The organism is Cyclobacterium sp. 10D3-21 (assembly GCF_055809755.1).
In genome coordinates, this window is sequence record NZ_CM147924.1 from 2295427 (window position 1) to 2307874 (window position 12448).

The window sequence follows — 12448 nt, forward strand, 5'->3', positions numbered from 1 at the left end:
CTTAGCATTCAATTTAAAGTTAACAAAATGGCTGTAATTCATAATTTTCACATTCCTGTAATGGGTCTGGGTTTTACCGTAGATACCCCTATAAAAGTTGTTCGTTTTGGCATCTCATCTGTAGTATCCATCATGGATGATCAGTTGTTGGAAGACATGCGTAGTCATTATTCCACCGCAACCCAATTTGAACCTATAAATGAAAAAGTTGATGATTCGAGAGCAAAACGGATAAAGGCTTACCTTAATTTTTTACAAAGTACTGTTGATGGTCAAATTGAAGAATTAAAAAAACAAAATTTTGGAGAAGGGCTGGAAATAGACAAATATTTCGATTTATTGCCCTTCGATCATGCCCTTAGCGGCCTTTATTCTAAGATGAAACTTGCTACAGGTAAGGAAAAACTTGAACTCCAACAAGCGTTAAGGGAGGCAATTGTCCCGGGTAATATCGATGTCAATATTATGACGAAGATAGACAAGCTCAATTATGCCAAGGATGGTACTTTATTGCCTAGAGAGTTTTCAGATGCATTGGCCGCATTAAGAGGTTTTGCTGAAAGTGAAGTAAGAGGTGGTGTGGTATTTTCTGCTGGAATGAATCCTGCTCTTTATGGCTATGCTGAGAAATTTGAAGACTTTTTTCCTGATAAAAATGGCCTCATTAAAAAACCAATTATTTTAAAAGTTTCGGATTACCGATCTGCCTTGATTCAAGGCAAGTTCCTTGCCAAAAAAGGATTATGGGTGGATGAATACCGTATTGAATCTGGGTTGAACTGTGGTGGTCATGCCTTTGCTACGGATGGCTTTCTTGCAGGACCGATTTTAGATAGTTTTAAATTAAATAGGGAGAGCCTTAAAGAAGAAATTTTGGCGATCTGCCAGGATGCTTTGAGTAAAAAGAATCAACCCTTATTACCGAATAATATCAAACCTAAAATCACTTATCAGGGAGGCATAGGTAATGCGGATGAAAACCGTATGTTGTTGGAAAAATACGAATTGGATGGCACTGGTTGGGGAAGTCCTTTTTTACTGGTTCCTGAAGCCACAAGTGTGGATGAAGAGACTTTTGATAAACTGCTGAAAGCCAAAAAATCTGATTTCTACCTGAGCAGAGCCTCTCCACTGGGAGTGCCATTCAATAACCTGAGAACAAGTACTGCTGAATCTCAGCGGAAGGAAAGAATTGCCAAAGGGAAGCCTGGGAGTCCTTGCTATAAAAAGCTCCTTTCCTCAAATGTTGAGTTTACAGACAAACCAATTTGTACCGCATCCCGACAATACCAAAACCTAAAAGTCAAACAATGGGAAGCGGGTGAAATTTCCGAAGCTGCTTTAACAGAAGTTTTAGAAAAGGATTGCCTTTGCGAGGGGTTAGGTGCTCCTGCATTATTGAGCGCTGGGGAAACACCCCGAAGGAACCTCAAAGCAGTAACCATCTGTCCAGGTCCTAATTTGGCCTATTTCAAAGGCTCCTTTAGCTTAAAGGAAATGGTAGACCACATTTACGGAAAGGCAAACTTGACCTTAGACCCTGAGCGTCCACATGTTTTTGTAAAAGAATTACAACTCTATTTGCAGCACCTTAGAAGAGACATAGAAAATGCTTTGCCTGAAAATGGAAAGAAAATGGAGGTTTATATCAATAAATTCAAGAAGAATTTATCTGAAGGGATTGCTTATTATCAGGATTTTAAATTTTCCTGGTCCAATGAAAATGAGTTGATATTGGAAAGAGTGAAAGCCCAATTGGCTGAGATGAAATTAAATTTTCAGATGGCATAAAACTTTTTAGACTATTCTCAATTTTTTACACTTTAGCCCCTTTACAGGTTTTAATTAATCTAAAAGGGGCTTTTTTGGTTTTAATCCGGATTTGAAGACATAGCAAAACAATACGTTTTGAAGCCAACCTAGGTTGATGTTTTGGTGATTTCATATGCTGACTAAAGGGTATCACCCGTGAATACACAGACTTCACCGTTTCTGATACTATGGTTAATTACAAGCTATTTCGTGATATTTCTTTAGCATAAGTACATTTGTATCGACTAAAAAAAGGTGTTTTCACCATTACTGCTCAGCTTGCCAATGTTTTTGACCTGGGCAATTCATGGACAGCTAATATTGATGGACGGTACATGAGCCCGTATATTGATGGAGACCAGGTAAAATACCTTCACCATTATATAAATATTGGGGTTAGTAAAAAATTCAAGAATGAGCATTTACTTACTTTTAGTGTTCAAGACATCACTGCAACCAGTGGTGTTCATGAATGGGAATACAATCAACCCGAGTTGGGTATTAGAACTTTTGGGGACAATGATTTCTCCGAAAGGGTTTTTCAATTGACTTTTTCCATACCTTTTGGCAATCAAAAAGTGAAGGTGAAAAGAAACCGAGAAACAGGATCTCAGGAAGAACGAAACCGGATGTAACCATTAACGTTAATGGAAGGAGAATTACAAGCAAATGAAAGGGAACAAACCCATTGAAAGGGACGCAAATGCTAGCACAAAAATATTTGATGACCGAAGTCTAAAAACTGACTATCGAACACCTGAGCCCATTCTTAAAAAAGGGATGTTAGTTTTGGATGTTGGCTGTGAAACTGGTTCAATTTCTAAGGACATAGCAAAAAAGATGTTGTATTGAATAAGGTCTTTGAAAACCTGTCTGATAATGAACTGGAATTTATGCTATCGGAAAATTTAACGGCTGAGGATCCAGGTGTATACGCCGTACTGTTTATAGTGATTGATTCCAATGGAAATCTTGGGACTTCTACTGCCAGAACATTCAATATGTTTAATTGGCGTGGAATACATTAGTATTGATATTGCCAAATGAAATTTATATAGGCCTGATGCTTGACTACGTATAATTAAAATGCAATTTTAACTTCGGTGGAAAGAATTATTGAAAAGCGGAAAATTAGATGAACATGAGCAATAGCAAAGCCTTTATATTCGATATGGATGGCGTTTTAGTCGATTCAGAAGGATATTGGAAGCAGGCAGAATTTGAAGTTTTCACCTCTTTAGGTGTTGAGGTAACGGAGGAACAGGCTAACCTGACCAAACCCATGACCACTTTTGAAGTTACGCAGTTTTGGTATAAAAAATTTCCATGGAAAAATGTTGATTTAGAAGTTGTAGAACAGTTGGTCGTGTCAAGAGTTATTGCTTTAATTGAGGCTGAAGACTGCTTGATTGAAGGTGTAAAACCCTTTATCGAAAAGTTAAAAGACAAAAGGTATAAAATTGGCTTGGCAACAAACTCCCCAAGTAGAATAATCCCTGTCGTTTTAAAGAAATTAGACGTTTTACATTTATTTGATGCAACCTTATCTGCCGAGTCAGAAGTAAAAGGCAAGCCTGATCCTGCTATTTATTTCAGCGCTGCTGAAAAGTTGGGTGCCAATCCAACAGAATGCATTGTAATTGAAGATTCCTATTCAGGGATGCTGGCTGCAAAAAATGCAGGTATGAAGGTCATTGCTTTTACGAATGGAAACCAGGGAAAAGGTTTCGAAATAGCAGACTTTCAAATGGACAGCTTTGAAAGTGGTGATATGGAATTTTAAAGAGATAATGACTAACTTTAAATGAATAATTTAATATTGCTATTGGTGCCTATAGATTCCCTCAGGCTTCAATAAATAGCAACCTAATCTCAATAAACCCTTTTTAAATAATCTAATTTTATACGATGCCTCCCTAACTGAAAGGGAGAGTCACAAGCTATTTTGTGTCCAATGGCATCATCAGGAATCAATATTTGAGGAACAAGAAGGTGTAGTAATCAAGCTTGGAAGGAAATTTGCGGGGATCTTAGGAGAATTAAGTTAACAACTATTCTAATGCATGCCCGTAAAATGTGTTTCAGAAAAACAGCCAATGGCTTGGACATGGTTTAATGGCAAAAACCCAAAATAATAGGCAGTTTAAAGAGGGAAGGGTGTGGTTGCATTGCTAGTGCCTATAGATCGAAATCCAGCATTTTAAAATTTAAAAAGTACATAAAATGACAAAAAGAATATTAATTATAATCTTGTTTTTAAGTAGTTACCATTTCACATCCGCTCAGGACAACAATTTGCAATGGTTAGATATTGAGCTTTCAAATTACCAATACCCCTATGCTGTTTCCTATTTGCCCTTGAACATCCAAGAACAAAATTTGAAGATGGCTTATATGGATGTAAAGCCAGATCATTATAATGGGAAAAATATTGTTTTATTCCATGGTAAAAATTTCAATGGCGCTTATTGGAAAACCACCATCGAAGCATTGACAAAAGAAGGGTATCGGGTGATTGTTCCTGATCAGGTAGGGTTTGGGAAATCCTCAAAGCCAGCTCATTTTCATTATACTTTCCAACAACTTGCACTAAATACCAAAGCATTACTTGATTCATTAAACATAAAGGAAACGGCTATTTTAGGACATTCTATGGGAGGCATGTTGGCCTCCCGATTTGCATTAATGTACCCTGAGACAACTGAAAAACTTATTTTAGAAAATCCCATTGGCCTTGAAGATTGGAAGCTTAAGGTTCCCTATAAACCTGTTGAGTGGTGGTATCAAAATGAATTGAAAAAGAATTATGAAGGCATCAAAAAGTACCAGCTTGAAAGTTATTATGACAATCAGTGGAAACCAGAATACGACCAATGGGTAAATCTCTTAGCAGGATGGACACTTAATTCATCTTACGAAACCATTGCCTGGAACTCGGCACTTACTTATGATATGATTTTTACTCAGCCTGTAGTTTATGAGTTTGAAAATATCTCATCACCTACCTTATTGATCATTGGCACAAGAGATCGAACAGCACTTGGTAAACCTTTGGTAACTGAAGAAGTGAGGGAAACCATGGGCTTATACAGTGAATTGGGGGAAATAACACAAAAAAGAATTCCCAATGCCCAATTAGTTGAACTTCCAGGGATTGGTCATTTGCCTCATATTGAAGATTATAATGGATTTATAAATCCTTTGGTCGATTTTTTGAAAAAATGATTTCCCAATAGGTCCACTGAAGATACTTAGTGTTCAAAAGAATTGTGCTAAATCTCTTTGGCCGCATTCTTTTTATATATTGGGGTTATTGGATAGTAAATCAGGGGATTGCTTTTGGTTGGGTAATTCTTGAAATGCTGGGGCTGATAATTATTGGGTTATTTTGCAAAGACCGGAACTTAAAAGCAAACCAAAGCGGTTATTTTACTGTCTATTCTGACTTATTGAAGCTTGAGACCCACTTTAATTTAGTCAGTGAGTTATTGTACAGATTTTGTTTTAGGGTCGGTTTAAATAAGTTTTAGGAAGGACAAGGTAAAGGGAATACGTTTGACCTGAGATAGGAGATAATTTTTCTGTGATGTGGTCACTTCAATATCAGCAAAGCATTGCTATATCAGACTCGAAATGGCCTGATTTTGTTTTGATTACACCTATTCCTGACAATGCATGGAGATAGGATTATGCGAAAGCAATGCCCAAAAGGTATTAATGGAAATTAAAGATAAAATAGTCTTTTAATTTACTTTTATACTCATTACCTTTGAATAGTTTCATGAAAATTGGGCTGACATAAGTCCATAAAAAAGTAAGCCTGTTATGGGAAAACCGCTAAAGAGACATCCGGCATTTGTGCCCGTTTCTAGAGATCATCATTTTGGCTTGTTGTTAGTATGGAAGGTACGGCAGGGGCTGGGTAAAGGAATTGAACCTGAAAGATTGTACAATTATGTGAAATATTTTTTCTCTACGCATCTTGAACCTCATTTCTCTCTGGAGGAAAAGGTGATATTTTCGTACATGGCAAAAAATGATTTACTTAGAAAAGAAGTTGAAGGGCAACACAAGGAGATCAGAAAGTTATTTAAGAAACTTGACCTACTTAAAGAAGACGAATTGTCTGTTCAATTAACAGAGTTCTGTTTGCTGGTAGAAGCCCATATTCGTTTTGAAGAAAGGAAGCTTTTCCAATATTTGCAAGTTGAATTGCAAAGCCAGGAATTGGATGAAATGGAGGGGAAAGTAGCGGCTATCCATGAGCCTACTAATGAAGAATGGGAGGATAAATTTTGGGTTAAATAATTAAAAGTATATGTTTTCAAAAGCATGTGAATATGGCATCAGAGCAGTTATCTACATTTGGTCCCAGAATTCAAAAGGGGTGAAATTAGGTGTCAAAGACATTTGTAAGGAAATAGATGCTCCTGAATTTTTTACTGCTAAAATTCTACAATCTCTTGCCAAACAAAATTTAGTAAGTTCTACTAAAGGGCCGAATGGGGGTTTTTATATCAGTGAAGACCAGGAAAACATGAGGTTGCTGGATCTAGTAGAAGCCATTGATGGGGACAAGCTTTTCAAAGGATGTGGTCTAGGTTTAAAACAATGCTCAGAATCCCACCCGTGTCCAATTCATAATGAATACAAAATAATAAGAGAAAATTTGGCTAAATTGCTTTCAGAGAAGACGATAAAGGAACTTGCCGTGGAAGTGACTTCAGGAAATGCTACTTTGTCAACTATTCTGGTATAATCTTTAATTTAATTGTAAAGTGGAGAATGAAAAGGGAGATTTAGATTCAATAGATAAAATCAAGAAATTAGTTGATCTTTTTTACGAAAAAGTTAAGGAAGATGCGTTGATAGGGCCAATTTTTGAGCAGAAAATCAAAGGCAACTGGGAGAGACACCTTGAAAAAATGTACACTTTCTGGCAGACGGTTTTATTGAAGGAGCATACCTATTATGGGAGTCCCTTTCCTCCGCACGCAAAATTGCCCATAGATAAAACACATTTTGAGCGCTGGTTATTATTGTTTCAGGAAACACTCAGGGAAAATTTTTTTGGTGAAAAGGCAACAGAAGCACTTTGGAGAGCAGCCAAGATGGCTGAAATGTTCCAGTTAAAAATAGCTTATTATAAGGATAAGGACATAGGCCTTTTAAGTTAAGACATTAGAGTAGGGAGTAATTGTGCAGGATGAAAATTGATTGAATGCTGTCCTGAAATAGTATATGATACTACCAAAACAGGGTTTTGCATCTCTAATAATTGCGTCCTAATGACTTATTAAACCCCATATTGGGATCCAATCTAAATTTCGCTTATGTCAATAATTTGGTCCACAATTTCATCATTTTCTAAGCCCAACCCTTCTTTCTGGTATTGCAATACTCCTTCCTTGTCAAATACACTAATGATATTTGAATGGGAAAAATCCATAGGGTTTATTTGTTTGTATTTTACCGACAAGATGTTGGCAAAATCCCTTATACTGTCTTCGGTGCCTTGCAAAAATAGCCATTGATCCCCAACCATTTCGTTTTCCGCAGCAAATTCTTTAAGTCTTGCAGGAGTATCGTTTAATGGGTCAATACTTACCAAAACATAGCGCGGTTGATTTTCTGTTTTTCCAGCTACTTTTTTCTCAATAAATCGCATGTCTGCAACCAATCTCGGGCAAGAAGCTTGGCAAGTCGTATAGATCATGACAACCACTAGTGGCTGTCCCTTAAGGTCAATGAACGAAATTTGATTTCCATCCTGCGTATTCCAATGGCTTGGTAAATTATAAATGGACATTTCATTCAATTCCTTGACTTCTTCTTGTGTTAATTTTGTAGAAGCTGTTTTTTCTTTGCATCCTGAAAGAAGGATACCAAGTGTAAACAATATGGTGATGAAATTCTTCATTTTAATAGTGTTTTTGGCGGATTAGGCCTTGGTGAAATTTATTAATTGATGTCTTTAGCACACCTAAAGCCAAGGTTGGTCATGCTGTAACGGGCTTTTAAACTTGAACGCATGGCATAGCGCATAAAGGCTGCATAGTTCATCAAATCGTTGGCCCCTAATGCACCACTTGCACAAAACAAACCTTGGTCAGTGTTTCCATTGCTTCGGGACTCGCCTGTAATGATGATGGAATTAAAATCCAGCGTCCACTCCCAAACCAAACCATGTAAATCATAGACCCCATAGACATTACTTGGTTTACTGCCTACTTTTAGTAAATAGGTTTTTGGTGTTTCATAGCTTCTTAGAATCGCCAAATTATAGAGACTGTCCCCTCTGGCATCTTCTTTCACTTCGTCGGCCATGGCTACATATTCCCACTCATCAACTGTAGGAAGTCGCTTGCCTTGACATGCACAATATGCTTTTGCTGCAAACCAAGATACCTGGATGACTGGACTATCCTTCAACGCTGAAGGATAGGAGAGGTCATTTTCCCAAATTTCCAGGTATCTTTTATCTGCAAATAGGCTAGTTACCTGAGATTTACGCCATTTTGGGTTCCCTTTTACGAATTCAAGGTAGTCCTTATGGGTTACAGGTTTTGGGTCAATATAAAAGCCTTTTACTTCCACCTCTTCATTTGAATTTCCATAAAGCGGGATATAGGCTCCCCCATCAATTTTTCTCATTGTTTGTTCCTGGCTCATGGCATTGAAATGAACCAGGATGAGTAACCCTATTATAATCCAGCGTTTCATTTTCTTCTGGCTTGTACCATTTGGGGGGATATTACTTTACCACTATTGCCCCAGCTGTTATATACGTAGGTCAATACATTGGCTATTTCACTATTGTTCATTTGTTGAGCAGGCATTATACTGTTGTAGGACTTGCCATTAACAACCAGCTCACCAGAAAGTCCATGTAGCAATATGTCGATGGCACGGTCTGAATCTGCATTGAGGTAATCTGAATTAGCGAGTGGAGGGAAAGCATTTGGTATTCCTTCACCGTTAGGCTGGTGACAAGCAAAGCATGCCTGCATGTACAGGTTTTTACCGGCAATAAGTTGTTCTTCTTTGCTTAAAATTATCGGAGCTTCGATTTCAAGTTCATTTTTAGGCATGTTCTGAATGACACTTCCCTCAGGTTGATAAATTCCTTCCATAATTGCTCCGGCGAAAATTTCCTTGTTTTCTTCTCCAGAAACGGATAGAATACCTAAAGCCCCCTTATTGAATGCCCTGAAAATACTATGGTCTACAATTACCAGATTGGAGGGGACATCGGCCACAAATTCTACTATGGCAGATCCACCTGCTGGTACTAGGGTTGTTTGTACATTATAATTGAATTGTTCACCACCTTCAAGATATACCTTGTCGAAAATTTCACCGATAACATGGAAGGAAGAAACAAGATTTGGTCCGCCATTTCCGAAGAATATCCTGATGTTTTCACCCACCTTGGCAGTGATGCTATTGTCACCTGAAAGTCCATTAACATTTCCATTAAAAACCACATAATCTGGATTTTCATCAATTGCTTTTTGCATACTGAAAGGTTGCAATCCTTGTTGACCAAATTTGCCCTCAGTATAAAAATCGCCTTGCATTACATAGAATTCCCTGTCCACAGGGGGTAAACCACCTTCTGGTTCTACCAATATCAAACCATACATGCCATTGGCAATGTGCATACCAACAGGTGCTGTAGCGCAGTGATACACAAACAAGCCTGGATTGATTACTTTGAAAGAGAAGACCTTTTGCTGCCCTGGAGCTACAAATGAAGCTTCTGCTCCACCTCCTTGTCCGGTTACGGCATGCATGTCTATATTGTGTGGGAGTTTATTGTCAGGATGATTGCTGATGGTGAATTCCACCACGTCACCTACTCTCGTCCTGATAAAGGATCCAGGTACTGTGCCACCGAATGTCCAATACATATAAGTAACTCCGTCTGCCATTTCACCCTCCTTTTCGATGATTTCCATTTCCACAAATAGCTTCTTTGCAGGCCTGTTTCCAACTGGTGGTGGTACGTTTGGTGGAGAAGTAAGGGTGGCTTTCTCTTCTCCAAACACCTTTATTTTAGAATAATCAGTAACACTTTTTGGGGTGTATTTTTTCTCAGATTCATGGCTTTGACAGCCAACTATTATTACCGGAATTAAAAGGATAAAAAGATAAAAATATCCTCTAATTGACCTTACTTTTTTTATTTCCATGATAAATTATTATTTATATAGATTGTGATTTTTGAAAGCTTGTTTTGGTGCTGTTTATTTGGGTAAAGGTAGTGAGGGACAGGTGCACAGGATAAAACAAAAATTAGGTGAAATCATGATATTTGTCATGTAATATAATACAATATTATTCTTCTTAAAGTACATTAAATTTTGTAATAAAACAATTGTATGTTTTTTTAGTGCTAATAAATTAATATAATTAATAATAATATATTGATAAAAATGAAATTTGCAGAATAAATAAAATGGGTGATTACTAGTGGTGTTTTATGCTTTGGTCTTTTGTTACACTGATTTAAAGGACTGTTAATCAGATTGGGTTTAAAACCCTCTATATTATAAAAAAAATAGGTTACATGAGTATTTCCATATAACCTATTCAGACTGACTTCTTCACTGATTTTTAATGATCCTTTCTTTACCAAGGTCTATTTTAATTGGATGCTAAGCTTCAATTTTGTTTTAACTTAACGCTTTTATAATTTTCATAGCTGATACTAAGGGTTGCGGTTGAACTTGCTTTTAAAGCGAAATTTCCATCAACATTTGTTACCGTTCCTACTACCGTTGCTGTTTTAGGTTTCTCTATTACTATAATGGCACCCGGAAGTAGATTTCCTTTTGGGTCCCGGACAGAACCTTTCCACACTCCATTGGCATATTTAGCATTAACTTTTAACTCATCCTTTTGTAAAATGGTCTCTCCAAGGGTTATTTCTCCTTTAGGTAGATTGTCAGAAGCAGAAATAGTTTCGCTCAAATTAAAGTAAACAGGAATTGTCGTTTTTATATTAGCTAGAAGTCCATTTTTTTGAGTATTTAAGGGGTATTTCGTTTCATTTTGGACATAACTTGAAAAGGCAGCCATTCCCCCTTTGAATTCGGGTTGCTTATCCAATGTGTTGTATAGGTATCCAAATGATTGTGTTTGGATGGTTGGGGAAATCCGATCGGGCTGATGGGCATTGATCTTTAATGAAAATCCAGTAACTATCAATAATGTCGATAAGCTAAAATAGGCGATTCGAAGGCGCATAGTCGTTTTCTTTAAGGGTTTATTTAACATGATTAAACGGTGTTTAAGCGTTGAAGAAGTTATGGCGCTTGTCAATGCCATAGAAGTGTTTTGAACAGTAAGTTTTAGCAGAAGTTTTTTGTATTTTATTGGATGGACGATATTTTGCACATCTTGGTCGGCAAGGTATTCATGGTTAAGCACTATGGCTTTCTTTACCATAAATACGATTGGATTGAACCAGAAAACCACTGTCAGGAATTCCATTATTGCCAAGTCAATATAATGTCTTTGTCTGATGTGAACGAGCTCATGTTTTAGGATCATTTCGGTTTTATCGTTGCCTTCTCTATAAGTTGAAGGATGCATAAAAATGAATTTACCAAAACTAAAAGGAGATAGAACTTTTTCTGATAGCACAAGCATGGCCCCCTTCAGAGGCTGCAAGGAGTCCTTTTTTGTCCAGTTGATTAACCTTTTCAATGCACTTATTTTTATTGTGAGTAGAATAAATAAAACTGCCAAATAGACCATCAGAAACCAAAATAGTGGAGGGAGGGCTTCTGAGGAAGAGGATGGAGGAATAATCTGATTGCCTTGGTATTGGACTAGCTGAAGATAGCTTTGTTGGATCGGACTTTCCTGGACAGAGCTTGTCTGTGGCAGAAACACTGGTATACTAGATAGAGGAACAAGCATGGCGACAGGAATCAAAAATATAAGTACCCTTCGGTTTAACTGGAAAGTTTTCTCTTTGGCCAGAAAAAGGCGGAAGAGCAGCATAAGGATTGCCGAGCAGGCGATAAATTTGATCAGGTCTAGCATCATTTTTTTCTTAGTTCAATTTCCGTCTCAACAAGTTTTTTAATTTCTTCCAATTCTTTCGTACTTAGGTCAGCTTTTTTGGTAAAGAAAGAGGCAAACTGCAGCGGTGAATCAGAGAAAAAATCTTTTATGATGGTTTTCACCTGTCCGGAAAAATAGTCAGGCTTTTCTACGAGAGCATGGTATTGCCTTGAATTTCCAAACAACTTGAATCCCACATATCCTTTTTGCTGCATGCGTTTCAGTAGTGTCGCCACCGTGCTAGGTGCAGGTTTGGGTTCTGGAAGGACCTCCAATAATTCTTTCATAAATATGGGCTGGTTCGACCAGATCAACTCCATCAATTTTTCTTCGGATTTGGATAATTTCATTCTACATTTGATATTGTACTCTACAAATGTAGATAAATATTTTAAAACTCAAAATTTAAGTTGACTTTTTTTCCTAAATGCTTACTTACCAAATGATTCAATAGAATAAGTGGCCTACAACAATATAGACATGATCAGCTTTTCTTTTTCTTACCAAAATAAGACGATAGCCAGGTATTTAGCATAGTGCCATATAAAAAGATAAAACT

At 37.2% G+C, this 12448-nt stretch carries 13 protein-coding genes; 8 read left to right on the forward strand and 5 right to left on the reverse strand.

Features of this window, described 5'->3' with window-relative positions:
• Positions 1 to 27 precede the first annotated feature (27 nt).
• From AC0L7T_RS09385 to AC0L7T_RS09420, 8 genes are all read left to right on the forward strand, one after another.
• The gene (locus tag AC0L7T_RS09385) at positions 28 to 1791 is read left to right on the forward strand and encodes a hypothetical protein (RefSeq protein WP_473342300.1); all 1764 of its coding nucleotides are present in this window, start codon (positions 28 to 30) and stop codon (positions 1789 to 1791) included.
• Positions 1792 to 2048: 257 nt separating this feature from the next.
• Entirely contained in the window at positions 2049 to 2447 is a 399-nt protein-coding gene (locus AC0L7T_RS09390) for an outer membrane beta-barrel protein (RefSeq protein WP_473342301.1), read from the forward strand.
• Positions 2448 to 2660: 213 nt separating this feature from the next.
• Positions 2661 to 2840, forward strand: a complete 180-nt coding sequence (locus tag AC0L7T_RS09395) for a hypothetical protein (protein ID WP_473342302.1) — start codon at positions 2661 to 2663, stop codon at positions 2838 to 2840.
• 113 nt (positions 2841 to 2953) lie between these two features.
• A complete protein-coding gene (hxpB, locus tag AC0L7T_RS09400; protein ID WP_473342303.1) occupies positions 2954 to 3595 on the forward strand; it encodes a hexitol phosphatase HxpB in 642 nt (213 codons plus the stop codon).
• A 440-nt stretch (positions 3596 to 4035) separates the two neighbouring features.
• Positions 4036 to 5037: an alpha/beta fold hydrolase gene (locus AC0L7T_RS09405; RefSeq protein WP_473342304.1), complete on the forward strand. Its 1002-nt coding sequence runs from the start codon at positions 4036 to 4038 to the stop codon at positions 5035 to 5037.
• A 600-nt stretch (positions 5038 to 5637) separates the two neighbouring features.
• Positions 5638 to 6120, forward strand: a complete 483-nt coding sequence (locus AC0L7T_RS09410) for a hemerythrin domain-containing protein (protein WP_473342305.1) — start codon at positions 5638 to 5640, stop codon at positions 6118 to 6120.
• 10 nt (positions 6121 to 6130) lie between these two features.
• Entirely contained in the window at positions 6131 to 6571 is a 441-nt protein-coding gene (locus tag AC0L7T_RS09415) for an RrF2 family transcriptional regulator (protein ID WP_473342306.1), read from the forward strand.
• Between the two features lie 19 nt (positions 6572 to 6590).
• Positions 6591 to 6989 carry a group III truncated hemoglobin gene (locus AC0L7T_RS09420; RefSeq protein WP_473342307.1) on the forward strand — a complete coding sequence of 133 codons (399 nt, stop codon included), beginning with the start codon at positions 6591 to 6593 and terminating at the stop codon, positions 6987 to 6989.
• Positions 6990 to 7132: 143 nt separating this feature from the next.
• Here AC0L7T_RS09420 and AC0L7T_RS09425 read toward each other — a convergent pair whose 3' ends face one another.
• The 5 genes from AC0L7T_RS09425 to AC0L7T_RS09445 all read right to left on the reverse strand — a co-directional run bounded on the left by AC0L7T_RS09425 (position 7133) and on the right by AC0L7T_RS09445 (position 12239).
• The gene (locus AC0L7T_RS09425) at positions 7133 to 7732 is read right to left on the reverse strand and encodes an SCO family protein (protein ID WP_473342308.1); all 600 of its coding nucleotides are present in this window, start codon (positions 7730 to 7732) and stop codon (positions 7133 to 7135) included.
• 41 nt (positions 7733 to 7773) lie between these two features.
• Complete coding sequence (locus AC0L7T_RS09430; protein ID WP_473342309.1) at positions 7774 to 8535, reverse strand: formylglycine-generating enzyme family protein; 762 nt, start codon at positions 8533 to 8535, stop codon at positions 7774 to 7776.
• Positions 8532 to 10007 (reverse strand): copper-containing nitrite reductase, encoded by a 1476-nt coding sequence (gene nirK / locus AC0L7T_RS09435; RefSeq protein WP_473342310.1) that lies wholly within the window; start codon positions 10005 to 10007, stop codon positions 8532 to 8534. The genes AC0L7T_RS09430 and nirK overlap by 4 nt, the downstream gene beginning before the upstream one ends.
• 472 nt (positions 10008 to 10479) lie before the next feature.
• Positions 10480 to 11871 (reverse strand): M56 family metallopeptidase, encoded by a 1392-nt coding sequence (locus AC0L7T_RS09440; RefSeq protein WP_473342311.1) that lies wholly within the window; start codon positions 11869 to 11871, stop codon positions 10480 to 10482.
• A complete protein-coding gene (locus tag AC0L7T_RS09445; protein ID WP_473342312.1) occupies positions 11868 to 12239 on the reverse strand; it encodes a BlaI/MecI/CopY family transcriptional regulator in 372 nt (123 codons plus the stop codon). Before AC0L7T_RS09445 ends, AC0L7T_RS09440 begins: the two co-directional genes overlap by 4 nt.
• Positions 12240 to 12448: the final 209 nt, after the last annotated feature.